21 protein-coding genes are annotated in these 23,035 nt (G+C 67.5%); 9 read left to right on the top strand and 12 right to left on the bottom strand.

The window, feature by feature from the left end; all coding sequences use genetic code 11:
• Nucleotide 1 precedes the first annotated feature (1 nt).
• Nucleotides 2-1,423, bottom strand: a complete 1,422-nt coding sequence (locus CDO44_RS07735; protein ID WP_087779652.1) for a mannose-1-phosphate guanylyltransferase/mannose-6-phosphate isomerase — start codon at nt 1,421-1,423, stop codon at nt 2-4.
• A 282-nt stretch (nt 1,424-1,705) separates the two neighbouring features.
• On the opposite strand from CDO44_RS07735, the gene CDO44_RS07730 reads away from it, so the two are divergent.
• The gene (locus CDO44_RS07730; RefSeq protein ID WP_087779651.1) at nt 1,706-1,987 is read left to right on the top strand and encodes a hypothetical protein; all 282 of its coding nucleotides are present in this window, start codon (nt 1,706-1,708) and stop codon (nt 1,985-1,987) included.
• Nucleotides 1,988-2,020: 33 nt separating this feature from the next.
• Here CDO44_RS07730 and CDO44_RS07725 read toward each other — a convergent pair whose 3' ends face one another.
• The 8 genes from CDO44_RS07725 to CDO44_RS07690 all read right to left on the bottom strand — a co-directional run bounded on the left by CDO44_RS07725 (nt 2,021) and on the right by CDO44_RS07690 (nt 9,822).
• Nucleotides 2,021-2,776, bottom strand: a complete 756-nt coding sequence (locus CDO44_RS07725; protein ID WP_087779650.1) for a YoaK family protein — start codon at nt 2,774-2,776, stop codon at nt 2,021-2,023.
• Nucleotides 2,777-2,904: 128 nt separating this feature from the next.
• Nucleotides 2,905-3,531 carry a DUF2894 domain-containing protein gene (locus tag CDO44_RS07720; RefSeq protein ID WP_233146083.1) on the bottom strand — a complete coding sequence of 209 codons (627 nt, stop codon included), beginning with the start codon at nt 3,529-3,531 and terminating at the stop codon, nt 2,905-2,907.
• Complete coding sequence (locus CDO44_RS07715) at nt 3,524-4,171, bottom strand: OmpA family protein (protein ID WP_087779649.1); 648 nt, start codon at nt 4,169-4,171, stop codon at nt 3,524-3,526. Before CDO44_RS07715 ends, CDO44_RS07720 begins: the two co-directional genes overlap by 8 nt.
• Complete coding sequence (locus CDO44_RS07710; protein WP_087779648.1) at nt 4,171-6,756, bottom strand: DUF802 domain-containing protein; 2,586 nt, start codon at nt 6,754-6,756, stop codon at nt 4,171-4,173. The genes CDO44_RS07715 and CDO44_RS07710 overlap by 1 nt, the downstream gene beginning before the upstream one ends.
• Before the next feature lie 10 nt (nt 6,757-6,766).
• Nucleotides 6,767-7,507, bottom strand: coding sequence for a DUF3348 domain-containing protein (locus CDO44_RS07705; protein WP_087779647.1), 741 nt, complete (start codon nt 7,505-7,507; stop codon nt 6,767-6,769).
• A 142-nt stretch (nt 7,508-7,649) separates the two neighbouring features.
• The gene (locus CDO44_RS07700; RefSeq protein WP_087779646.1) at nt 7,650-8,333 is read right to left on the bottom strand and encodes a GntR family transcriptional regulator; all 684 of its coding nucleotides are present in this window, start codon (nt 8,331-8,333) and stop codon (nt 7,650-7,652) included.
• 57 nt (nt 8,334-8,390) lie between these two features.
• The gene (locus tag CDO44_RS07695) at nt 8,391-9,347 is read right to left on the bottom strand and encodes a tripartite tricarboxylate transporter substrate binding protein (RefSeq protein WP_087779645.1); all 957 of its coding nucleotides are present in this window, start codon (nt 9,345-9,347) and stop codon (nt 8,391-8,393) included.
• A gap of 73 nt (nt 9,348-9,420) precedes the next feature.
• Nucleotides 9,421-9,822: a RidA family protein gene (locus CDO44_RS07690; protein ID WP_087779644.1), complete on the bottom strand. Its 402-nt coding sequence runs from the start codon at nt 9,820-9,822 to the stop codon at nt 9,421-9,423.
• A 282-nt stretch (nt 9,823-10,104) separates the two neighbouring features.
• Here CDO44_RS07690 and CDO44_RS27840 point away from each other — a divergent pair, with 282 nt between their 5' ends.
• From CDO44_RS27840 to CDO44_RS07665, 5 genes are all read left to right on the top strand, one after another.
• Nucleotides 10,105-11,190, top strand: coding sequence for a hypothetical protein (locus CDO44_RS27840; protein ID WP_198951321.1), 1,086 nt, complete (start codon nt 10,105-10,107; stop codon nt 11,188-11,190).
• Entirely contained in the window at nt 11,187-12,563 is a 1,377-nt protein-coding gene (locus CDO44_RS07680; protein ID WP_087779643.1) for an LssY C-terminal domain-containing protein, read from the top strand. The genes CDO44_RS27840 and CDO44_RS07680 overlap by 4 nt, the downstream gene beginning before the upstream one ends.
• 127 nt (nt 12,564-12,690) lie before the next feature.
• Complete coding sequence (locus CDO44_RS07675) at nt 12,691-13,215, top strand: sigma-70 family RNA polymerase sigma factor (RefSeq protein WP_087779642.1); 525 nt, start codon at nt 12,691-12,693, stop codon at nt 13,213-13,215.
• Nucleotides 13,212-14,183: a FecR domain-containing protein gene (locus CDO44_RS07670; RefSeq protein ID WP_087779641.1), complete on the top strand. Its 972-nt coding sequence runs from the start codon at nt 13,212-13,214 to the stop codon at nt 14,181-14,183. The genes CDO44_RS07675 and CDO44_RS07670 overlap by 4 nt, the downstream gene beginning before the upstream one ends.
• 72 nt (nt 14,184-14,255) lie before the next feature.
• The gene (locus CDO44_RS07665; RefSeq protein WP_087779640.1) at nt 14,256-16,733 is read left to right on the top strand and encodes a TonB-dependent siderophore receptor; all 2,478 of its coding nucleotides are present in this window, start codon (nt 14,256-14,258) and stop codon (nt 16,731-16,733) included.
• 69 nt (nt 16,734-16,802) lie between these two features.
• Here CDO44_RS07665 and CDO44_RS07660 read toward each other — a convergent pair whose 3' ends face one another.
• On the bottom strand, nt 16,803-18,041 hold the full coding sequence (locus tag CDO44_RS07660; protein ID WP_087779639.1) for a LysR family transcriptional regulator: 1,239 nt from the start codon (nt 18,039-18,041) through the stop codon (nt 16,803-16,805).
• A 137-nt stretch (nt 18,042-18,178) separates the two neighbouring features.
• On the opposite strand from CDO44_RS07660, the gene CDO44_RS07655 reads away from it, so the two are divergent.
• Together CDO44_RS07655 and CDO44_RS07650 are read left to right on the top strand one after the other, a co-directional pair.
• Entirely contained in the window at nt 18,179-19,180 is a 1,002-nt protein-coding gene (locus CDO44_RS07655; RefSeq protein ID WP_087779638.1) for a tripartite tricarboxylate transporter substrate binding protein, read from the top strand.
• Nucleotides 19,181-19,277: 97 nt separating this feature from the next.
• On the top strand, nt 19,278-20,171 hold the full coding sequence (locus CDO44_RS07650; protein ID WP_087779637.1) for an NAD(P)-dependent oxidoreductase: 894 nt from the start codon (nt 19,278-19,280) through the stop codon (nt 20,169-20,171).
• A gap of 48 nt (nt 20,172-20,219) precedes the next feature.
• On the opposite strand, the gene CDO44_RS07645 is transcribed toward CDO44_RS07650, so the two are convergent.
• Both CDO44_RS07645 and CDO44_RS07640 read right to left on the bottom strand, forming a co-directional pair.
• On the bottom strand, nt 20,220-20,675 hold the full coding sequence (locus tag CDO44_RS07645) for a carboxymuconolactone decarboxylase family protein (protein ID WP_087779636.1): 456 nt from the start codon (nt 20,673-20,675) through the stop codon (nt 20,220-20,222).
• 5 nt (nt 20,676-20,680) lie between these two features.
• On the bottom strand, nt 20,681-21,877 hold the full coding sequence (locus CDO44_RS07640; RefSeq protein ID WP_087779635.1) for an MFS transporter: 1,197 nt from the start codon (nt 21,875-21,877) through the stop codon (nt 20,681-20,683).
• A 191-nt stretch (nt 21,878-22,068) separates the two neighbouring features.
• On the opposite strand from CDO44_RS07640, the gene CDO44_RS07635 reads away from it, so the two are divergent.
• Nucleotides 22,069-23,034: a GlxA family transcriptional regulator gene (locus tag CDO44_RS07635; RefSeq protein WP_087779634.1), complete on the top strand. Its 966-nt coding sequence runs from the start codon at nt 22,069-22,071 to the stop codon at nt 23,032-23,034.
• Nucleotide 23,035 lies beyond the last annotated feature (1 nt).

The following is a 23,035-nucleotide window of genomic DNA, read 5'->3' as shown; positions in this document are numbered from 1 at the left end:
TTCAGCTCCTGCCGTAGGCGTCGCCATAGCGCACAATGTCGTCCTCGCCCAGGTAGGCGCCCGACTGCACCTCGATGACTTCGAGCGGTATCTTGCCCGGATTCTCCAGACTGTGAACCTCGCCCAGCGGGATGTAGGTGGACTGGTTCTCGGTCAGGAGATAATGCCTGCCGCCGCAACGCACGCGTGCCGTGCCGGACACGACCACCCAGTGTTCCGCGCGATGATGATGCATTTGCGTGGAAAGACTGGCGCCGGGTTTCACGGTGATGCGCTTGATCTGGTAGCGCGGCCCCTCGCAAAGGGAATCGTACGCGCCCCACGGCCGCTTCACTTCACGGTGATGCTCCAGTTCGCACCGATGCTGGCCGGCGAATTTCTCCACCAGCCTTTTCACTTCCTGCGCACGATTCTTGTGAGCGACAAGCACGGCGTCCGCAGTCTCGACCACGATGATGTCCTCCAGCCCGATGGAAGCCACCAGGCGGTGGGTCGAATGCACCAGGCAATTGTGCGTATCCTCGAGCAGCACGTCGCCGACTGCGGCATTGCCTTCGGCAGACTTGGGAACGGCGGCCCACACCGCGTCCCATGCGCCGACGTCGCTCCATGACACCGGCAACGGCACGACGGCGGCCCGGGCGGTGCCCTCCATGACCGCGTAGTCGAGAGAAATATCAGGACAAGCAGAAAATGCGCCGCGCGCCAGCCTGAACTGCGCGTCGTTGCCGTTGCCATCCGCCAAGGCCTGGCGTACCAGCGACAGCAACTCCGGCGCCCTCGCCTCGAACTCTCCAACGAGCACCGAAGCCTTGAAGACAAACATTCCGCTGTTCCAGTAATAGTTGCCGTCGCCCAGCAATTGGGCGGCGAGCGCAGGAGCCGGCTTCTCGACGAAACACCGGACCGGCCGGACTGTGCCATGCCCAGCCTCGCCATCGGCCTGAATGTATCCATAGCCCGCGGCCGGCCCGGTTGGCTCCACGCCGAACACCACGATCGCCCCTGCATCGGCGGCCTCGTGGGCCGCCGCGAAGCTTGCCTCCAAGGCATCGGAGTCGTCGATCAGTTGGTCCGACGGCATCACGAGCATGACCGGATCCTCGCCGTGCCGCATGGCCCGCAACGTGGCGGCGAGAATGGCCGGCGCGGTGTTGCGCTGGCATGGTTCCAGGATGACTTCGATATCCGGCATGCCCAGTTCACTGGCCTGCTCGTCGACAATGAAACGGTGGGCTTCATTGCAGACCAGCACCGGCGGATGCCCGCACGCGCGCCCCATGCGCAACAACGCGTGCTGCAGCAGACTGCGCTCATCGGTCAGGCGGATGAACTGCTTGGGCGCGAACTGGCGGGACAACGGCCATAGCCTCGAGCCGGATCCGCCGCACAGAATCACGCCGTGAAAATCGGATTGAATCATGAATGCCTCGGCAGGATGCCTGGCGGCGCCAGGCGCGGCGGCCCCAACGCAATTCCCATACCCATGGACCGGCGGTCGCGAAGGTAGCGCGTCCCCGGACGGCTAGGCTTCCACGTGCGGCCCAACGGACGGGCAAGACTTTCGACCGCCGAGCAACGACTTCCATGGGATAGGCACGCTGGTGAGTTGCCGGCATGTGCGCGGCGGGTACGGCGGTTGCTCGAGGAACGCGGACGGCGGCGCCCTGCCGTCCGGGAAACGCACATGCATGGGAGAAAGGCAATGGCCGAGACGACGACCGACCACCAGACCGTCCGCGAATGGGCCGAGCGCCACCAAGGCAAGCCCGCAGCCGTACGCAGCACCCACAAGGGAGGCGACGTCGGCATCGTGCGCATCATGTTCCCCGATGCGCCGAACTCGGAACACGATGCGCTGGTGGAAATCTCGTGGGACGAGTTCTTCGACGAGTTCGAAAAAAAGCAGCTGGCGCTCTTGTACGAACCCGACAGCATGTTCAGCAAGATGGTCAGCAGGGAAAACGCCGGGGGGCGCGGTCACTGAGCGGCCTGCGCGGCAGCCGCCCGGCCACGCGGCTCAGTGATGGCGCCAGTATCCCTGGAGGTCGTCGACCACCGGCATCGCCGCGAGCACGGCCAGCAGTACCGCCAGCGGCACGGTGGACACGAAGCCGAAATAGGAGAACGACAACGCCCCGCCCACACCCCCCACGAAGAACAGCCCCACCAGCATACCCAGCATCTTGAGCTTGCTGCGGTCGGCTCGGACGAAGTGCCCCGGCTCGGCCGCGGCAGACACGTTCCAATAGAACAGTTTGCCGAGCTCGATGCCGATGTCGGTCACCATTCCGGTCACGTGCGTGGTGCGGATCTCTGCTCGGGACATCTTGGTGATGATGGCGTTCTGCAGTCCCATGATGTAGCAGAGCAGCATGACCGTGGCCGGCACGGCCAGCCAGCGGAACTGCTCGAGGTTGCCGCCCAGCAGCCCGAAACACAGCAGCAGCAAGCCCTCTAGGAGCAGCGGCAGCGCGAACTCGCTGGCCAGCCGCGAACGTCGCCCGAAATTGATCAGCATGGCCGAGGTGGCCGCGCCCAGCACGAAGGATAGCAGCGCGGCCATTCCCTGCAGGAAGACGGCAACGGCGCCCAGGGCCAGGTGATCGGCCATCGACGACAGGATGCCGGACATGTGCGAGGTGTACTGCTGCACTGCCAGGAAACCGCCGGCGTTGACCGCGCCGGCGACGAAAGCCAGGTAGTAGGCAAGATGGCGGTTGGCCTGGGGGCTGCGCTCGACGGAAGTCAGCCTGCGTAGGTAGAACAGGGGCATGGTGAGGTGTTCCGATACGCCGGCACGATGCCACCATGGTTCATGCCGGACGGCTTGCCAAGCATAGAACTTTTCCGGCCGCCACGGACGAGTTCGCCGCGGCCGGCGCGCTTCGGCGCGGGCCCGCCTCAGGCGGACCGGCCCTTGGCGGCTTTCTTCGGCGCCTCGCCGCGCGGCGAGGCATCCCTGCCCAGCAACAGGTCGGCGCCGCTCATCCGCTCCATCCACGACAGGGCGTCGGCATACGACAGGAAATGGCGCAGGTATTCCGGCGCCACGTCATGCATCAGCATCAGCGATTGATGCACCAGATGCAGGGAGTTGAGCGGACCCGCATTCTCGGGCACGTTTTCCATTGCCTGCCTGAGCTCGCTGCCCACGCGCAGCCTGGCCCAGAGGTTCCTGAAATATTCCAGCACGTCCAGGTCGCCGCCGGCCTCGGCGGCCGCGCGGCTGGCGTCCAGGCGCGCCGCGAGTTCGGCCAGTCCGCCGCCGGATGACTGCCCCTGGTCGATCGCCGCGCCCTGCTCGCCTCCGTCCGCCAGGCCGCCGGCCTTCTCCACGTCCTGCTCGTACGCGGCAAGCAAGCGCGCCAGCCTTTCGTCCAGGATGCGCCGGGCTTCCCCGGTGTGGCCGGCCGCGCGCCGGGCCAATGCTTCGATGAAATGGAACCGCACCGGGTCGAGGCGATGCGCGCCCCGCTCGCGCCAGGCGTCCAGCATGGCCGCCGCGTCGGGTCCGTCCGGGCTATTCACGGGTTTGGGCGCCGGCATGAGAGGACCGGGGCATGGGCGCGATTTCCACGCGCCGGTTCCTGGAACGGCCCTCGGCGTCGGCGTTCGAGGCGACGGGCTGCTCGGAACCGAACGCCGCGGCAAACACCGACGACGAAGGAATGCCTTCGTCGATCAGGGCGCGCGTCACCGTCAGGGCGCGCTGGGCCGACAGCTCCCAGTTGTCGGCGAAGCGGCGGTTGCCTTCGCGTATCTGCCTGTCGTCGGTGAACCCGCTGACCATGATGATCTCGTCGCGGGCCTGGAGATAGGCGGCCAGCGGTCCGGCCAGGCTCTTGAGCAACTGCCGGCCCTCCGGCTGCAGGGCATCGGAGTTCAGGGCGAACAGGACGTTGCCGCTGATGCCGATACGCCCGTCGACCAGGGTCACCCGGCCAGCGGCCAGCGGTCCCGCCAGCGCATGTTCCAGCGCCTGCCGGCGCTGGGCCTCCACCTGCCGCCGCTTGACCTCTTCCTCCAGCTTGACCGACAGCTCCATCTGCGAGCCGATCACCCCTACGAGGATCAGCACGAAGGCCCCCAGCATCACCGACATCAGGTCGCCGAAGACGGCCCATACCGGCGAGGCCGGTTCCAGGTCGGATTCGATCTCGTTCGCCATTACGACGCGTCGCCCGCCGGCGCCCGTTGGACGTCGAGCTGCCGCAGCTCCTCGACGATCTGTTTCTGCGACATCATGCTCAGGTCGATCACGTCCTTGGCCTGGGCCACATAATAGGCAAGCTGCTCGTCGCTACGCGCAATGGCCTTGTCGAGCGCGCCCTCGATGCGCTGCAGGTGTTCCATGAGCTTGTCGTTGGATTCACTGAACAACTTGACGGCGTGGCCCAGGGCCTCGCCCAGGCTGGCCACCTCGGCGGCGCTGCCGGTAACGTGCGCCGCCACGGACTCCAGCCTGCCCGTCTCGGTGCCGACCCGTTCCGTAAAGCGCGCGCCCACGCGTTCGAGCATGTCCGCCGACGCGCCGACCAGCGCATCCACCGCCGCCCGCTGCTCGGTACTGGCATGGTTCACCGTGTCGAGCAGGCTGCCCACGGTTTGCAAAAGACGTTCGCGCTCTTCCAGCATGGCGTTGTCGCGCGCCATGCTGTCGGACAGCTTCTGCCGCAGCTCGGCAATGACCTCGGCCGCGGCACGCGGCGCTTCCGACGCCGTCTGCACCAGCCGCTCGATCTCGGCAATGGTGCCGCGGGCATAGGCCTGGGTCTCGGAGGAAATGTCGCCGGCAGCGCGCGCCAGCGTCTCGCAGACTTCCTGCTGCTGGCTGGCGATCCGCGCGCCGGCCTCCTGCCATTCGCGCTGGAGCGATCCGGCCATGGTCTCGAGGGCTCGCGTCCATTCCGCTTGCCGCGCCTCGTCGCGCGACGCCAGTTCGGTCCGCAGGTCGCCATGCGCCTGTCCCACGGTATCCAGCAACGAGACGGCATGCCGCTCGAACGTCGCCGCCGCACCTGCCAGCGCCTGCCGCGTGTCCTCCGACACTTGCCCGCTCACGTGCGCGTGCCGCTCGAGCGCCTCGTTCCAGGCGCCCGACACGCTTTGGACCGCGGTGTCTAGCTGGCCCGCCACGCTCTCGACCAGGTTCGCCGAACGCTGCTCGAAGGTCGCGGCGAAGCGATCGAACGATGTCCGCATCTCGCCCGCCAGGGCCTCGCTCGCCCGCCGATGTTCGCCCAGCGCCGTATTCCATGCGTCCGAGACCATGCCGGCCGTGGTGTCCAGGCGGGCGGCGATGCCTTCCAGCAGGCTGGACGATCGTTGTTCGAAACTTTGCGCGAACCGGTCGAAGGAAGCGCGGACGTCGCCGGCCAGCGCCTCGCTGGTGTGCTGGTGGCCGGCCAGCGCCGCGTTCCACGCTTCGGACACCGCTCCCGCCATGCTCTCCAGGCGCGCGGAGATGCCCTCCACCATGCCGGCCGAGCGCTGCTCGAAAGTTTCCGCGAACCGGTCGAACGCGGTGCGCAGGTCTTGCGAAAGCGCCTCGCTTGCGCGCTGGTGCCCGGCGAGCGCCGTCCCCCAATTCTCCGAAACCTTGTCCACGGTGGATTCCAGGCGGGCCGCCACGCCGTCGACCAGGCTGGCCGACTTCTGTTCGAACGTCTGGGCAAACCCCTCGAGGGTCGCGCGCAGGTCGCCGGCCAGCGACTGGCTGGCCTGCCGGTGCTCGCCCAGCGCGGCGCCCCAGGTATCGGCCACCGTGGCCGTGCTGGCCTCGATACGGCTGGACAGCGCATCCAACTGCCGCTGCACCGCTTCGGTAACGGTCTCGTGCAGCGCGGCCGTCTCGCGGGCCAGGCCCGCCATCGCCGTCTCGACCGCCGGCTGGATCGTGGCGCCCGCCACCCGCGCGCTCTCGGCCAGGCTTTCCTTCAGGCACGCCTCGACCGATCCGGCCAGGCGGCGGTACTCGGCCTCGACCTTCCCGTGGAAGCTCTCCTGGCCTGCCGCCAGACGCTCGCCCAGTGCCTGGTTGTGCTGCGCCACCGCCTCGGTCATGGCCTGCAGCCGGTCCACCAGCGCCGGCATCATGTCGGCCTGCCGCTGCAGCAGCTTGAAGGACTCCTCGCGCTGGTGGGTCAGTGAATAAGGACGCAGCGCGGTCGCGATGCGTGTATCGAGCATCTGTCCGGCCTGCAGCCGCTCGCGACGGCACAGCGCGGCAAGCAGCCCCAGCATCGCCGAAGCGGCCACGCCTGCCACCGACGTGCCGAAGGCAAAGCCCAGTCCCTTGACGGGCGCCGCCAGCGACGCCCGAATGGCCGCGAGGTCCGTTGCGCTCTCCAGCGCCACGCCGGTCCCTCTCAAGGTGGCGACCATGCCCAGGAACGTGCCCAGCATTCCCAGCAGCACCAGCAGCCCCGCCAGATAGGGCGTCAGCGCCGGCGCCGGCAAGCCCACCCGCTCGCCCTCCACGCGCAGCCGCACGGCGTTGCGCAGCGAAGGATGCAGCCGCTCCAGGAAGGCGCCCAGGCTCGGCGGCGCGGCATCCAGGTCGGCCACCGCCTTCGCCAGGGAGACGGTCGCTTCGTGGAAGCGCCGCAGCTCCAGGCCGCCCAGCACATAGAACGCGGCAATGAGCAGGATCACCGCCAGCGCCAGCAGGTTCGAGCCGACATAGCCGATGCCGACCCAGGCCACGGCGGCCAGGCCCACGAAGAAAACGACAAAAGGAAGATATCTGCTCATCGAGGCTCGGTCAGCTCACGCGAAGGGCCGCGAGCAGCCCTTCGACCGGTTGTAGTCGGAAGTCCAGTTCGGCCAGCAGGACGCCTTGCATGTCCTTGCGGAACGCGTCCAGCCAGGCCGGGGAGGCAGCGGCGCCCGGCGCGGGCGGACCCGCGTCCGGCGTGGCGGCGGCCGCCCGCGCGGCTCGCCGCAGGCGCCCGAAATGCCCCTCCAGCAGCGAAGGCACCGAGGCCAGCAGGTTGCGCTCTTGCGTGCCCAGCACCCGCTCCATGACGGCATCGACCGCCGCCAGCCGGGCCATCTCGGGCGACGCCGCCGCCAGCATCGTCCGCAATCGCCCCCGCAGCCCGGCGATGGCCGTCTCCATCATCTGTTGCTTGGCCATGTAGCGCTGGCCATAGCGGGAGTAATCCTCGCCGGCGTCCACGTCGCCGGATACGGCCACATCGCGCCGGGTGTTGCTCCGCACAGGGCGAAGCACCCTGTCCTGCTCAATGGACTGGGCCAGTTCGGCTCGCACCCGGGCGCACTCTTCTTCGGCGCCATCGGCGGCCGGCGCGCAGGCCGAGGCTGTCTTGGCGCTGCCGCTCAGCACCGCGGACAAGGCGATGGCGTCGGTCCAGCCGAGCCAAAGGCTCAGCCGGTCGGCAAGCGCCTGCCGGGGAGTGGGAACGTGGACGTCCCCCAGGCGGGCAAGCAGACGGACGAAGGCCGGGCCGCTGGCACCTGTGGGCCGGGACATGTGCACCATGAAACCGGGTGGAAACAAAACCCGGGAGTTTACACGCCCGGCCGGCCCGGGCCGCAGGTACATAGGCGGGAATAAAAGTGGTTACATCTCGGTTACCGAAGCCCTTCGGGGCGCGCCTGCCGGCGCGCAATTCCTGGCGGCCCTAGCCCAGGTACTTCCTTCGGATCGACCCGACGTGCGCCTCCATGGTCCGCACGGCCCCTTCGCGGTCGCCGCGCCGGATACAGTCCAGCAGGTCCTCCAGCTCGGCCACGTTGGCGCGCTCGGCAGCGTCGACCTTGGGCCGGAACCACAGCAGCATGGAACGATCGAGCAACAGCGCCGCGAATTCCGCCAGGGTGCGGTTGCCGGCGGTGTCGTACAGGAGGTGGTGGAAACGCCGGTCGACCTCCATGCCGCCCTGGTGGTCCTTCTGGCGATAGCGCTCCCAGCCCGTGGCCACCAGCGCCTGCAACTGTTCGACGATTTCGGGCCGCATGTTGTCCACTGCCAGGCCCGTCAGGAACGGTTCCACCAGTTGCCGCGCCGCGATCAGTTCCAGGAAGCCATCCAGGGTTTCCGCCTTGACCAGCATGCCCTTGCGCGGCAGGATCTCCACCAGCCCTTCGCGGGCCAGCCGGTGGGTAGCAAGATGGACCGGGCTGCGGCCCAGCCCCAGCCGCTCGCACAACTGCGCGACGTTGATATGCTCGCCCGGCCGCAGTTCGTGCGACAAGATCAGCTTCTTGACCGCCACATAGGCCTGTTCGCCCAGCGACAACGCGGAAACATCATGGCCGGCGCCGTCGCCGGCAGGGGAACGCGAGGTCTTCGAGGGTCTAGGCATGCGGCATGTTCAAGCGAAGCGAGTGCGCCCGCGATTGTAGCCTCGCAGGCGCAGCACCTATTCCGGCTTGAGCCCCGCCTTGTCCACTGCGACGCGATACAGCGCCGACTGCTGCTGCAGGAAACGGGCGAAATCCGCCGGCGCCGACGGTCTGGCCTCCATGCCTTGCTGCTGCAAGGTTTTCTGCACCTCGGCATCCTGCAACGCTTGCGCAAACAGCTGATGCAGCCGCTCCACGCGATCGCCTTCGACCCCGGCCCGGGTGAGCAGCCCCATCCAGGTCTCGGACGCGAAGCCCGCTAGTCCCGCCTCGGCGAAGGTCGGCACCCCGGGCAGCGCGGCGGAACGTTGCGATCCCGATACCGCCAGGGCCTTGACCTTGCCCGCGGCAATATGCGGCGCAACCACGCCGACGTCGCCCAGCGTGGCGTCCACCTCGCCTGCCAGCACCGCCATCGTTGCCGGCGCCGATCCCTTGTAAGGCACGTGGAGCATGTCCACGCCGGCGCGCTGCTTGAACAGCTCGAAGCCCAGGTGCCCCGAGGACCCGTTGCCGAACGACGAAAAGCTGGCCTTGCCCTGCTGCGCCCGCGCCCAATCGATGAATCCCTTCAGGTCGTTCGCCGGTACCCGGGACGAGACCACCAGCACATGCGGGTTGGACGCCAGTTGCGTCACCGGCTGGAAGTCCTTGCGCGTGTCGTAGGGCAGGCTCTTGATCAGATAAGGATTGATGACGAAGCTGGCCGCCATCATGAAGAGCGTGTGGCCATCGGCGGGCTTGCCCAGCAGCGCCTGCGCGCCGATAACGGTACTGCCGCCGGGCCGGTTCTCGACGACCACGGCAACCCCCGCTTCCCTGCCCACCGCCTGCGCCAGCGATCTCGCCAGGGCATCGGACGAACCGCCGGCCGCGTACGGCACGATCAGCGTCAGCGGTTGCGAAGGAAACTTCTGCGCCGCGGCCGCCGCGGACACCAGGCACAAACCCAAACCGAGCATGAACTTCTTCATGGGGACTCCCTGAATGAGGCACAAGAGAAATCGGCACGCCGCGCGGCCGATGGGAAACCGATGACCATGGGCTTCAGCCCCCGGCTCCCAGCCTCGCCTGCCCCTGGATCTCGACCAGGATCTCGGGCTTGGCCAGGCCTTTGACTTCCACCAGCGCGCAGGCCGGGAAATCGCCTGAAAAGAACTCGCGGCGCGCGCGCCAGACCCCCTGGTTGCCCGCCATCCGGGTCACAAACACTGTCAGCGTAACCACGTCGTCGATCTGTCCGCCCGCTGCCTCCACCAGATGCTTGATCTTGGTGAAGATGATCCGTGCCTGCTCGTATTCGTCGCTGCCCTCGATAGTGGTGCCATCGTTCGCGCGCGAGGTCAGCCCCGACAGGTAGAGGGTGTCGCCCACTTGCAGGCAGTTCGACCAAAGGCCCGGCTCGGCCTCCGCGACGTGAGGGGAAAGAATGCGCTGCTTACGGGTCATGGGTGCTCCTTGCACTGTGAAATATTAGTAATATTTCACAATCATATCCATGATCCGGTCGCTTGGCCAGCGGCGCTCGGGGAACTAAGGCCGCGCCGGTGACCTGGATGCCGTTCCACGCGGCCCGGAGCGCAGACGGGAGAGATAAAAAATGATCGTTATTTGAAAATGCGCAAAGTTTTGAAATCGTTTTGCGGCATTATTGAGGGCTATGCCACTCACTTGGGGGCATCGGGGGCGATCGCGCAACGCCCCTCCTGGGCGAAGGGGGAGTTTTTGGTCTTGACTCACATCGGGGCGTTGCCATGGACGCGCTCTGTTCGATGGCTCGTACTGGCCGCGGCCGCCATGGCCCTGGTCTCGTGCACGACGGCGTTGCCCGGCGCCGGCCCATCCGCTCCTCCAAAGCTGGCGGACATAGGCGTCCATGACATGCGGGCCGAGTTCCTCCACGCCTTCTGCGCACGGCTACCCAGCGAATCCGATTGCGCGGACATTCTGCTGCGCCTGCCCGGGGAGCCGGCGCATGCGGCGACGGCACTACCGGCCGTGCGCCACGCCTCCGGGCCCGATCCGGCGGCCTCCCTGGCGCGCCGATACCGGCTTGCCTTCGTACCCGGGCTGCTCGCGGGTTGCGCGGGCTCCATGGTGATGCCGTTCGCGGACACGGCGGACACGCTGCGCGCCGCCGGCTTCGATGCCCGGATCCTGTCCATCGAAGGCCGCGGCTCAACCGAGCACAACGCCGACCTGATTGCGCGCCAGCTCGCGGATGCGGGCCCCGACCCCCGCCCCTGGATCGTCTTCGGCTATTCCAAGGGCCTGCCCGACGTGCTGGAAACGCTCGTCCGCCACCCCGAGGTCACCCGCGGCATCGCGGCGATCGTCAGCTACGCCGGCGCCGCGGGCGGCAGCCGGCTGGCGGACGACGCGGGGAATTGGTCCAAGGCACTGCTGGAACACGTCCCCCTGCCCGGCTGCGATCGCGGCGACGGCTCGAGCATCCAGGCGTTGCGCCGCGACGTCCGGCATGCATGGTGGCAGGCTCATCACGCGCAGCTGCGGCTGCCGTTCTACTCCATCGTCGCCGCGGCGAAGGCCGACCGCGTATCCCGGCCGCTGCAAAGCTCATACGCCAAGCTGTCGCGAACGGACGGGCTCAACGACGGCCAGCTTGCCGCGGCCGACGCCCTGGTGCCGGGCAGCAGGCTGTTGGGCTACGTCAATGCCGATCACTGGGCGGTGGCGATCCCACTGTCCCGGCAACTTCCCGTCATCGGCGCCTTGTTCGTCGACGAAGTGCCGCGGGCCGACCTCGTACTGGCCGCCGTGCAAGTCATCTCCCATCACGCCCCTACGACGCCATGAGCAAGTTCATTACCCTTGACGCCCGATGGACGAATCGCGCGGCGGCCGCCTCGCGTACCCTGTTTGCCGCGATCGCCGTGTCCCTGCTCTCTGCCTGCACCGGCCTGACCTCTTCCCCGGGAAGCGTGCCCGCCACGGTATCTATGGATCCGGACCAGGCGGAAAAGAGCTACCTGGACCGCGCGAACCGCCAGGCCCTGACACGCGATCGAGTCACCGTCAGCGTCGCGGCCCTGCGCGACGACGAGAGCGCCGCCAGCTTCGGATTGCCCATGGCCGAACGCGGCGTGCAGCCCGTCTGGGTCAAGATCGAGAACCGCAGCGCGCTGCCGTACTGGTTCATGCCGGCGTTCATGGACCGCGACTTCTACTCGGCCCGCGAAGCCGCCTACCTCTTTCATTCCGGCGCCGGCGGCGCATCGGCCGCGCAGATCGAACGCAAGCTGACCGAACGCCAGATCAAGGTCCATGTCGCGCCCGGCCAGACCGTAAGCGGCTTCGTCTACACGAACCTCACGCGGGGCATCAAGCTGATCAACGTCGAGCTGCTGGGCGCCCGCCACGTGCTGCGCTTCGACTTCGCCCGGGAACAGCCCGGAGGCAACTTCGACTACCAGACCGTCGATCCGGAGCGGCTCTACCAGCCGGAGCGCCGCAAGCGGGTCGATCTGAGTTCGCTCGGCGCCGAACTGGAGAAGCTTCCTTGCTGCACCACCAATGCCAAGGGCACCGAACAAGGCGATCCGCTCAACCTGGTGATGGTCGGATCCGAGCATGATGTGCTGGTGGCGCTGGTCCGCGCAGGCTGGGATTTCACCGAGACCATCAATGCGTCCAGCGTCAGCCGCATGATCGGCGTGTTCGCCTTCGGCGGCGCCTACCGCACCTCGCCGGTCAGCGCGCTGCATTTCGACGGCCGCCAGCAGGACTTCTCCATGCAGCGTGCGCGCGCCAGCATCTCGCAGCGCAACCATCTGCGTCTCTGGCTGACGCCGCTGCAGGTGGGCGATGCGCCCGTCTGGATCGGCCAGATCAGCCGCGACATCGGCGTGAAGGTCACCACCCACTCCCCCACGTTGACGACGCACGTGATCGACCCCGACGTGGACGAAGCGCGCGACTACCTGCTGCAGGACATGCTGATGACCAGCAACGTGGCGCGCTGGGGCTACGCGGCCGGCGTGGGCCAGGCCAGCCAGGACCGTCCCCGCACCAATTTGGCCGCGGATCCATACTTCACCGATGGCCGGCGGCTGGTGCTCTTCGTGGCGCAAAGCCCGCGCGCCATGCAGGACGCCGAGTTCGTCCAATGGCATCCGGACGACTGCGATCCCGCCAAGCCGCGCGAAGCACGGAGCCATTGCGCCAGGTGAGCGGCTGGCCCCTCTGCGGGTAGAAGGCCCCGTCTGCGGGGCCGTTTCCATAGCCAACTTGTTGCCCTTCTTGCCATGGAATAGAATTAATAACGATTCTCATTAATCTATCCTAGCGGATCGCAAGATGCCCGCCACCTCCCCGCGCGAGGACGCCCTCGCGAACCTCTACGCCCGCCACCACGGCTGGCTGCAGGGCTGGCTGCGCCGCCGGCTGGGGTGCCGCTTCGATGCGGCGGACATCGCCCACGACACCTTCGTGCGCGTGCTCAAGGCATGCAACGCGGCAGAGATTCGCGAACCGCGCGACTACCTCGCCACCATCGCCAAAGGCCTGGTGGTGGACTTCTACCGGCGCGCCGCGCTGGAACGGGCTTACCTCAAAGTGCTCGCCGCCCTGCCCGAGGCGCACCAGCCCTCGGCCGAGGAACGCGCCCTGGTCCTGGAAGCGCTGGCTCAGGTCGACGCGATGCTGTCGGGCCTGCCGGCCAAGGTCAGGCAGGCGTTCATCATGTCCCAGCTGGAAGGGCTTACCTATGCGGAGATCGCCGCACAGCTGAACGTGACCGTACGCACGGTCAACAACTACATGGTAAAGGCACTCGAGCGCTGCTACCTGGCCCTGGCGGCCCGGGAACGCCTCGCGCCATGAACCGCGCACGCCAGGCGCCCCCCGTGGCCGGCGACGATCCCGTCGGGCGCGAAGCCATCGCGCGCTTCGCCCTGCTCTGTTCCGGCGCCGCGACGCCTGCGGACCGTGAAGCCGTACGGCGCTGGCGCATGGAGCGGCCCGAGCACGAGCGGGCCTGGCAGCGGCTGGAGAGCTTGCGGCAAACGCTGTCCGCTCTGCCCCACGACGTCGCCGCTCCCACTCTGCGCGCCGCTTCGGCCCGGCGCCGCGCGGTGCTCAAGAGCGTGGCCGCGCTGGCGGGAACCGGCGTCCTGGCCTATGGCTCCCACCGCATTGTCCCCTGGCGCGAATGGATTGCCGACTACCGGACGCCCACCGGCGGCTTCGACGAAATCGCACTGGCAGACGGCACTCGCATCGCTTTGGATACCGCCAGCGCCATCGACGTGCGTTATACCGGCACGCAGCGCCTGGTCCGCCTGCTGGCCGGCCAGATCCTCATCGCCACGGCACCGCACAACGCCTCCGAAGCACGTCCCTTCACCGTCCTCACGGATGACGGCGCAGCACGGCCGCTGGGGACGCACTTCACCGCCAGGAAACTGGCGGCGGGGACACGCATCGCTGTCTATGAAGGCAAGGTGGAGCTGCAGCCCGTCCGCAGCAACCGCAGTCTAATCGTGCCCACCGGACAGGCCGCCACCTTCAGCGCCGCGGGACTGGGCACGCTGCGGCCGGCGGACGAATCGGCGCTGGCCTGGCGTGAAGGCAGTGTCGCCGCGCTCGACTGGCGGCTGGAAGACCTGCTGGCCGAACTGGGCCGCTACCGCTCGGGCTACCTGGGCTGCGATCCGGCCGTCGCCGATATCCGGGTCTCGGGAACCTATCCCGTGCGCGACACCGACAAGGCGCTGGCCGTGCTGGCGCAATCATTTCCGATACGCATGCGCACGATGAGCCGCTATTGGGTCCGCGTCGAACCTCGCTAGATTTTTTTCATCTTTTCGCCGCTCGTTCGGCCCTGGGGTATTGCAACCGACTCTTTGCCCGAGGACCCGTCCATGCCCGGCCGCCATCTTGCCCGCGCCAGTCACCATCATCGCGCCTCTTTCCTGCCTGTCTCGCTGACGCTGCTCGCCGCCACGCTGTGCGTCGCCCTGCCCCCGGCCACGGCGGCGCAGGCCGTCGGCGCGGCCGAGACGGTCCGCCAGTTCGACGTCCCGGCCGGGCCGCTGGCGTCGGCGCTGAACCGCTACGCTACGCAGGCGCAGGTCGCCCTTTCCTTCAGCAGCCAACAGACCCAGGACCGCACCTCGCCCGGCGTGCACGGCGCCTACACCACCGCCGAGGGCTTTAGGCGCCTGCTCCAGGGCACCGGCCTCATGGCGGTGCGCAGCGGCGATGGCATGTACACCCTGCAGGCCGACCCGTCGCCCCAGGCGGCCGCGCAGCCCGCCGTCCTGCCTACCATCGCCGTCACGGCCGCCACCGCCAGCGGACCGTTCGGCGCCGAGCAAGGCTATATCGCGCGAGACAGCCTGGGCGCCACCAAGACGCTCTCGTCGCTGCGCGAAACGCCGCAATCGGTATCCGTCGTCACCCGCCAGCAGATGGAGGACCAGGGCGCGCAGACCATCTCGCAAACCTTGCGCTACACCGCCGGCGTCGTCCCCGAAGCCCGCCCCGGCCGCTACGACTATCCCAACATCCGCGGCTTCGGCACGCCCGGCGGCGCCGACGCCAACTTCATCGGCCTCATGGACGGCCTGCGCCTGCCCAAGGGCGTCTACTACATCGCGCCCTCCATCGACCCCTACATGCTCGAGCGCGTCGAGATCCTGCGCGGCCCGGCATCCGTGCTCTACGGCAGCGTCAACCCCGGCGGCGCGGTCAACCTCGTCAGCAGGCGCCCCACCACCGACACCACGCGCGAACTCGAGCTGCAATACGGCAGCTTCGACCGCAAGCAGCTCGCAGCCGACTTCGGCGGCGCGCTGAACGAAAGCGGCACCCTCTCCTACCGCCTCACCGGCGTGGCGCGCGACACCGGGACCCAGCTCGACTACGCCAAGGAAAAGCGTTTCTCGATCTCGCCCGCCATCAGCTGGAAACCGGACGCCGACACGCGTTTCACCCTGCTCGCCAACCTCCAGCACGACCCCGCCGCCGGCGCCTTCACCTACCTGCCCGCGCGCGGCACCGTCCATCCCTCTCCCTGGGGCCGCCTGCCCACCCGCTTCTACGAAGACGACCCCGGCTTCTCCCGCTCGGACCGCAAGCAGGCCTCCGTCGGCTACGAGTTCGAGCATCGCGTCGACGACACCTGGACCCTGAGGCAGAACCTGCGGTACATGCACGCCAAGTACGACTACCGCTCCGTCTTCCAGATGGGCTGGGACGGCGACCTTCCCCTGCTCAATCGCATGACCATCGACTCGCGCGAAAGCCTGGACGGCATCGCCATCGACAACCAGGCACAAGCCGCCTTCCAGGCCGGCGCATTCCGCCATACCGTCCTTACCGGTCTGGACTACCGCCACAACCGCGCCGACGCCCGACTGGGCTACGGCGCCGTGCCGCCGCTGAACGTGCTGGACCCGGTCTACCACCAGGCCATCGACCTGCCGGTCTACGACAACATCAGCAAACAAACCATGCGGCAACTGGGCCTGTATGCCCAGGACCAGATCCGCGTCGGCCGCTGGGCGGCGCTGATCGGCGTGCGCCACGACTGGACCAAGGCAGGCACCGACTCCGGCGCCCTGTCCTCCGGCGTCATCTCCCACACCCCGCAACGAGACGAAGCCACCAGCGTGCGCGCCGGCCTCGTCTACCTGTTCGACAACGGCATCGCGCCCTACGCCAACTACGCCACCTCGTTCGAACCCGTGCTGGGCACCGACTTCCACGGCCAGCCCTTCAAGCCCACCAAAGGCCGGCAATACGAGGCCGGCGTGAAGTACCAGCCCAACGGATTGAAGAGCTTCGTCACCGCGTCGGTCTTCGACATCACGCAGACCAACGTCAAGACCGCCGACCCCGATCCCGCCCACCCGTTCGCCAGCATCCAGACCGGCGAAGTGCGTTCGCGCGGACTCGAGCTGGAGGGCAAGCTCTCGCTGTCATCAAATCTTGCGCTGATGGCTTCGTATACCTTGCTGGACACCAAGAACACCCGCAGCACCACCGCGCAGGACAAATGGCCGTATGGCGTGCCCAGGCAACTGGCCTCGGGGTGGGTGGACTACACCTTCGGTGAAGGCGCGTTGGCGGGAATGGGATTCGGCGTGGGGGTGCGATATGTAGGCGCATCGTATGGGAACTCGGACAACACGCTGAAGGTGCCGGGATACGTGGTGCTGGACGCGGCGTTCCGGTATGACCTGATGCGGCTCGACCCGCGGCTGGCGGGCGCGCAGATCGCGATCAACGTGGCGAACCTGCTGGACAAGGAGTTCGTGGCGTCTTGCTGGGACGACAACTCTTGCTTTTATGGGCCGCGGAGAAATGTGGTGGCGAGTTTGAGGTACCGGTGGTGAGAGAAATGGCTTGATCCGGTGGGATCGCTACCGAACGGGGCATTAGTCATTCGGCGGCATAGCACGCACCTAGACAGCCACCCCGCACGCCGCCCGGATCTCATCCAGCAACGCCCGCACACTATCCGGCAACTGCGCCCCGGTTCGCGTCGTGATCCCGATCCGCCGTTGCAATCCATCGAGCGATACCGGCAGCATGCGCAGCTGACCCGCTTCGACCTCATACTGAAGCTGATGCGTGGACAGCACCGTCAGCATCCCGCCCGTCACGAGCATTCCCCTGACCAGCGCCAGGTCTCCGGTTTCCACGGCGGGAATGGGTACGGGTTCGCCATGGGCCGCGAAGAATGCGTTCAGCGATTCGCGCAGCGGCGTGCCGGGGCGCGAAAGCACCCAGGACTGGCCACGAAGATCGGCCAGCCGTAGGCGCTTGCGGTTTGCAAGCGGATGAGTCGTTGCCGCCATCACGCACAGCTCGTCGGTGAACAGCAGTTCATGGTGCAAGGCCTGGTCGCTCTCGGGGCGCAGCGCGCCGATGATGAAGTCGAGCTTGCCGCTCAAGAGGTCTGCGCATAGTTGCTCGTAGGGGCTTTCGCGGGCATGCACGCGCAGTTCGGGATGGGCGGCCCGCAGCGTGGCGATGGCTTGCGGCAGGAGGCGCGTGCGGGCCAGCGGCAGCGCGCCGACCGCGATCACGCCGGCCATGCTGCCTCCCAGCGCGGCCAGGTCCTGGCTCAGGTAGCGCAATTCCGCCAGGGCGCGATCAAAGCGCATCAGCCAGCGGGCGCCCAGGCTGCCCGGCACCATGCCGCGCGGCGTGCGCAGGAAAAGTTTTTCGCGCAAGGCGGCCTCGAGCCGGGCGATCGAGGCGCTGATCGCCGGCTGGGAAACGCCCAGGCGCCGAGCCACGGTGGGCATGTGGCCGGTCTCGGCCAGCATCGAGGCCACGGTCAGGCGGCGTTCGTCGAACAGGCTTTCGACGGCGGCCATGGTCCGGACGGCCGCCCGGCCGTTGCGCGCGGCCTCGTCGAGCACCTGCTCGAGTTCGTGCTCGATCCGGCAGAACCGGCCATAGGCGAGGCGGCCGGCGGGCGTGGGCAGCATGCCGCGTCCGCGGCGCTCGAACAAGGGCATGCCCAGGCGCCGCTCCAGTTGCGCGATGGCGCGGCTGAGCGCCGATGCCGTACGCAGCAGGGTTTCGGCCGACGGCCTGACGCCGCCGTCGCGCACGACGGCGGCCAGGACGCGCAATTCGCGCAGCGATAGCAGCGCTTGCGCAGGGTCCGCCTCGGAAACATCGATTTTCATACATGGATGATAAACAAAATCGAACGTTTTCCTCGCACAACTCAACCCGCATACATGGACGGTAGGCACAATCGTTCCATGCATCCGGGTAGAGGTGCCGATCCAGATAAGAGCACGACAACAGAGGAGACGAACGAATGAATGACCGTCCATGCCCGGCGCCGCGCCGGAAGTTCCTCAAACTGGCTGCCGCCGCTCCGCTTCTCGGAGGGTGGACGGGCGCTGCGCTGGCCGCCGCTTATCCGCAGCGGCCGCTGACTTTCGTCGTGCCTTTCGGTCCGGGCGGGAACGTCGACGGCGTGGGCAGGTTGATGGCCGCGGCAATGGGACCGCTCCTGGGGCAGACGATCGTCGTGGAAAACCGCGCCGGTGCGGGCGGCAGCCTGGGAGCATCGCTGGTTGCCCAGGCCGCGCCCGACGGTTATATGTTGATGGTGGGGTCCAACGGCCCGCTCACGGTGAATCCTTTCGTGCAGGCGAAGCTGGCCTACGACCCGCTGAAGGATTTCGCGCCGATCGGGTTGGTGGGCACGGTGGCGCACGTGCTGATCGCCAACAACGCGTTCGCCGCCAAGACGCTGCAGGACGCGGTCGCGCTTTCAAAGCGTCAGTTCGTCGGCTGCGCGTCGTCCGGCGTCGGCAGCGCCACCCATCTGACGCTGGCGCGCCTCAATGCGCAGACCGGCGCCCGGATCGAACACGTGCCGTTCCGCGGTGGCAATACCCTGGTGCCTGCGCTCCTGGGCGGCGACGTCCAGCTGGCGTCGATGGAGTTCTCGACCGCCCTGCCCTTGCACCAGTCGGGGCGGGCGCGCATCCTGGCTATCGCGGCGGCCCGGCGCAGCCCCTTGGCGCCGGACATTCCTACTTTCATGGAAAGCGGGGTGGCCGGCTTCACGGCGCAAAGCTACGTGGGCCTGCTCGCGCCGGCGCGCATCCCGGCCGACGTGCTGGCCAGGCTGGAGCAGGCGGCGAATGCGGCGCTGGATTCCGGCGAGCTGGCGGACAGGCTGCGCGGCCTGGGCCTGGACGTGGCCGATGCCGCCCAACGGCGGGGGCAAGGCTTTGCGGCTTTTCTGCGCGCGGAATACGAACGGTCGGGCGAGGCGGCGCGGTTGGCGGGCATCAAGCCCGAATGATGCGGCGGCACACAGGCGACGTCCGCAAGGCCACCCGCCGCCCGGTCCGGTTTTACGATTTCTGATGTAGACGATGATTTTGGCAAGAGAGGATCACATGAGCGTTACCCTGGGCATTATCGGATTCGGCGAGGTCGGCGGCATTTTTGGCCGGGGGCTGCGCGGCAAGGACGGCGTGGACGAGGTCTGCGCCTGGGACGTCAAGTTCGGCGCCGACGCCGGCGACGCAGCGCGCAAGGCCGCCGCCGACGACGGCATCGAGCCGGTCGACGGAATGGCAGCGCTCTGCCAGCGGGCCACGCTGCTGATCTCGGCCGTCACGGCGTCCAACACCCTGGCGGTAGCCGAGGAAGCCGCCCGCCACGTGCGTCCCGGCACGGTGTTTCTCGACCTGAACTCGGCATCGCCCGGCACCAAGCGCAATGCCGCCGCCGCGCTGGAAGCCGCGGGCGCGCATTACGTGGAAGCAGGCGTCATGACCTCCGTGCCGCCGTACGGCATCCGTGTCCCCATGCTGCTGGGCGGCCAGCGCGCGCAAAACCTGTCGGCCACGCTGACCGGCTGGGGCATGGACGCCAAGCCCGTCTCCGACGAACTGGGCGTGGCCTCTGCCATCAAGATGAGCCGTAGCATCATGATCAAGGGCCTGGAGGCCCTGGTGATCGAAAGCTACGCCACGGCGCGCCATTATGGCGTCGAGGCCCATGTGCTGCCGACCCTGCAGGAAACCTTTCCGCAGATCGACTGGGAGAAACAAGGTGCCTACTTCTTCAGCCGGGTGGTGAAACACGGCAAGCGTCGCGCCGAGGAAATGCGCGAGGCGGCACAGACCGTGCGCGAGGCCGGCTTCGAGCCTTTCATGGCCGGCGCGACAGCGGGCAAGCAGGACTGGGTGGCCGGCCTGGCGCGCGAGGGGCTGTTCGAAGGCATCGACGCCAAGTCGCCTTGGCAGGAGTACGCGGACCGGTTGATCAAGGCCGCCGGCAAGTAGGCCAAGGCCAGGGTCCCGGCTTCTCTACCGGCCGGAACCCCTGCCCTTCTATTTCCCCAAGGCGGCTTGCGGCGTATTCCTGAAGCTGATGGCCATCCGGTTGTAGGCGTTCATCAGGCTGATCGCAATGGTGAGATCCACGAGTTCCTTCTCGTCGAATACCGCCCTGGCCGCTTCGTAGGCCTCGTCGGGTACGCCGGTCTGCGCCACGCGAGTCACGGACTCCGCCCAGGCCAGGGCCGCCCGCTCGCGTTCGTCGAACAGATCGCCGGCCTCCTCCCAGGCCTGCAGCAGCGCCAGCTTCTCGATCCCCAGCCCTTTCTTCAGTAATTCCCGCGTATGCATGTCGAGGCAATACGCGCAATTGTTGATCTGCGAGACGCGCAGATAGACCAGGTCGACGAGCGTATGCGAAAGACCGCTTTTCGCGACGTAGCCATAGACGCCGCCAAGCGCCGCCACGCCGGCCGGCGCGATCTGGTTGTAGTCGAGACGTTTACCCATGCTTGTTACTCCTGGAGAATTCGAGTTGCAGGATCCGGCACCGGGCGCCCGTTTGCGGAAGGTCTTCCCGGCGCCCGGGGAACCAGGGTAGCGAGGACCAGGCCCACGGCGATCAATATCGCGCCCACGAGCCCGAGGTATCGGGGAGCGATGACGAGCAGCACGACGCCGCCCAGCATGCCCGAACATGCTACCCCTGCGTAGGTCGCGGTATTGTTGAGCGCCAGGGCCAGCGGCGCGGCCTGGGAGGCGAAGGCCACCAGCCGATGCTGTTGCGGCACCAGCAGCCCCCATCCGATCACACCCCAGATTACCAATGAAATCGTCGCGCTCCAGGCATGGCCGACCGTCCAGGGCAGCAGGCAGAAATTCACGATGGCAAGGCCCAGGCCCGCGACGATCACCTTGCGGCTGTCGAAGCGGTCGACCAGGCGGCCGGCCAGCATGTTTCCGGCCGTCGCGGCGACTCCCCACACGAGCAGCAATCCGGCAAGCTTCCGTTCGTCGCCCCCGGTGACCGGCTCGAGCACCGCGCCGGCATAGGTATAGACCATCAGGAATCCGCCGAAGGCAAACAGCGACGTAAGCAGGGTCATGGCGATGCGGACGTCTCCCAGCGGCGCCAATCTTTCCCGGAGCGTCACTCGCGGCGGCCGGGGCACGGAACGCAGCATCGTCCAGACGCCCGCCATCGAAACCGCGCCCAGGACGGCGACGAACCACAGTGTGGTCCTCCAGCTTCCCAGTCCCCCGATGAATGTCCCGATCGGGGCGCCCAGGGCGGTGGCCGTGGCCAGGCCAGCGGTCACCGTGGACAACGCCCGGCCGCGCCGGGCGGGCTCTCCGAGCAAGGCGCCCACGCCGAGCGCGGTGGGGACGAACATGGCTGCACCAAGGCCCGCCAGGGCGCGGCTGAAAAGCACGGTATTCAGATCCGTCGCCAGCGCGCTGATGACGTTGCCCGCGACGAATATGCCGAGCGCGGAAACCAGCAGGAGCTTGCGTGGCCATCCCCCCGCCACCGCGGCCATCACCGGCGCCATGACCGCGAAGGACAAGGCATAGACGGTGACCATCTGCCCGGCCAGGCCGATGGTCGTATCGAGCGATTCGGCAACGCCCCGAAGGATGCCGGCAACCACGAAGTTGTCCGTCCCTATCGCGAACATCCCGACCGCGAGCATGAGCAATCGACGATCCATATGAACGATCTTCCGCAGCGTTGAGTCGTGACGCGACTGAAAGGCGCCGGACGAAAGCCGCGAGCGCCTCCGATATCCCGGCCGCGGGGCCGGGAGGCGGCAACCTTGCCGCATGCGCAAAGGATAGAACTCCTTGCCGCTGTCTCAAACGTCGTAAATACTGGAGTTTTCGGACATGCCGGAGTCGAGCCATGCACCGCATAGGCTTCGTCGTATTTCCCGACTTCAATCTCCTGGGCTTCGCGGCCATCACCGTTTTTGAAACGGCGAATCTCGTCCTCGGCGAGCAGGCCTATGAAGTGACGCTGCTTTCGGAGTCGGGCGGCCTCGTGCCCGCCTCGGCGGGCTTCAAGGTCGAAACCCGGCCTTTCGACGACACCGCTTTCGATACGGTCATGTTCGGCTCCGGGATCGATACCGACTTCACCTCCCCCGGCCTCGCCGCGTTCGTCCGCCGTTCGCTCGAAACATCGAGGCGCATCGCGGCCCCTTGCACCGGCGCCTTCGTGCTCGCCGAGGCGGGTGTCCTTGACGGCCGGCGCGCAACGACCCATTGGCGCTTCGCTCGCGACCTGCAACGCCGCTATCCCAGGGTTGCCGTCGAGGAAGACCAGATTTTCATCGTCGACGGATCGATCTGGACTTCCGCGGGCATGACGGCCACCATCGACCTCGCCCTCGCCATGGTGGAGAACGACCACGGGCAGGAAGTATCGCGGACCGTCGCTCGCAGGCTGGTCGTCTATCACCGGCGCGCAGGCGGCCAGTCGCAGTTTTCCGTCCTGCTCGAACTCGAACCCAAGTCCGACCGCATCCAGAAAGCCATCGACTACGCCAAGGCCAATTTGCGCAAGGCGCTGTCCGTCGAAGACCTGGCCGAAGTCGCCGGCCTCAGTCCGCGCCAGTTCAGCCGGGCGTTCCGTGAGGAAACCGGTCAGTCGCCCGCCAAGTCCGTCGAGCACCTGCGCGTGGAAGCGGCAAGGCTGATGCTGGAACGGGGACGCCTGTCGCTGGACGTGATTGCCGCGGAAACCGGCTTCGGCGACCGGGAACGCATGAGGCGGGCATTCCTGAGGACGCTGGGCCAACCGCCCCAGGCGATTCGCCGCCAGGGGAGAACGCCGGCATCGCTGGCGCTGGACGCGCAATCCGGCTAGG

The organism is Pigmentiphaga sp. NML080357 (assembly GCF_002188465.1).
Lineage (GTDB): Bacteria > Pseudomonadota > Gammaproteobacteria > Burkholderiales > Burkholderiaceae_B > Pigmentiphaga.
This window is presented reverse-complemented; position numbering and strand designations above follow the sequence as displayed.

Bases quoted from the DNA above. Each gene is read 5' to 3' on its own strand.
- CDO44_RS07660 (WP_087779639.1), bottom strand. From the start codon at position 18,041: ATGAAAATCGATGTTTCCGAGGCGGACCCTGCGCAAGCGCTGCTATCG.
- CDO44_RS07635 (WP_087779634.1), top strand. From the start codon at position 22,069: ATGCACCGCATAGGCTTCGTCGTATTTCCCGACTTCAATCTCCTGGGC.
- CDO44_RS07690 (WP_087779644.1), bottom strand. From the start codon at position 9,822: ATGACCCGTAAGCAGCGCATTCTTTCCCCTCACGTCGCGGAGGCCGAG.
- CDO44_RS07655 (WP_087779638.1), top strand. From the start codon at position 18,179: ATGAATGACCGTCCATGCCCGGCGCCGCGCCGGAAGTTCCTCAAACTG.
- CDO44_RS07670 (WP_087779641.1), top strand. From the start codon at position 13,212: ATGAACCGCGCACGCCAGGCGCCCCCCGTGGCCGGCGACGATCCCGTC.
- CDO44_RS07650 (WP_087779637.1), top strand. From the start codon at position 19,278: ATGAGCGTTACCCTGGGCATTATCGGATTCGGCGAGGTCGGCGGCATT.
- CDO44_RS07730 (WP_087779651.1), top strand. From the start codon at position 1,706: ATGGCCGAGACGACGACCGACCACCAGACCGTCCGCGAATGGGCCGAG.
- CDO44_RS07675 (WP_087779642.1), top strand. From the start codon at position 12,691: ATGCCCGCCACCTCCCCGCGCGAGGACGCCCTCGCGAACCTCTACGCC.
- CDO44_RS07725 (WP_087779650.1), bottom strand. From the start codon at position 2,776: ATGCCCCTGTTCTACCTACGCAGGCTGACTTCCGTCGAGCGCAGCCCC.
- CDO44_RS07640 (WP_087779635.1), bottom strand. From the start codon at position 21,877: ATGGATCGTCGATTGCTCATGCTCGCGGTCGGGATGTTCGCGATAGGG.
- CDO44_RS07680 (WP_087779643.1), top strand. From the start codon at position 11,187: ATGAGCAAGTTCATTACCCTTGACGCCCGATGGACGAATCGCGCGGCG.
- CDO44_RS07735 (WP_087779652.1), bottom strand. From the start codon at position 1,423: ATGATTCAATCCGATTTTCACGGCGTGATTCTGTGCGGCGGATCCGGC.
- CDO44_RS07695 (WP_087779645.1), bottom strand. From the start codon at position 9,347: ATGAAGAAGTTCATGCTCGGTTTGGGTTTGTGCCTGGTGTCCGCGGCG.
- CDO44_RS07710 (WP_087779648.1), bottom strand. From the start codon at position 6,756: ATGAGCAGATATCTTCCTTTTGTCGTTTTCTTCGTGGGCCTGGCCGCC.
- CDO44_RS07705 (WP_087779647.1), bottom strand. From the start codon at position 7,507: ATGGTGCACATGTCCCGGCCCACAGGTGCCAGCGGCCCGGCCTTCGTC.
- CDO44_RS07665 (WP_087779640.1), top strand. From the start codon at position 14,256: ATGCCCGGCCGCCATCTTGCCCGCGCCAGTCACCATCATCGCGCCTCT.
- CDO44_RS07715 (WP_087779649.1), bottom strand. From the start codon at position 4,171: ATGGCGAACGAGATCGAATCCGACCTGGAACCGGCCTCGCCGGTATGG.
- CDO44_RS07645 (WP_087779636.1), bottom strand. From the start codon at position 20,675: ATGGGTAAACGTCTCGACTACAACCAGATCGCGCCGGCCGGCGTGGCG.
- CDO44_RS07700 (WP_087779646.1), bottom strand. From the start codon at position 8,333: ATGCCTAGACCCTCGAAGACCTCGCGTTCCCCTGCCGGCGACGGCGCC.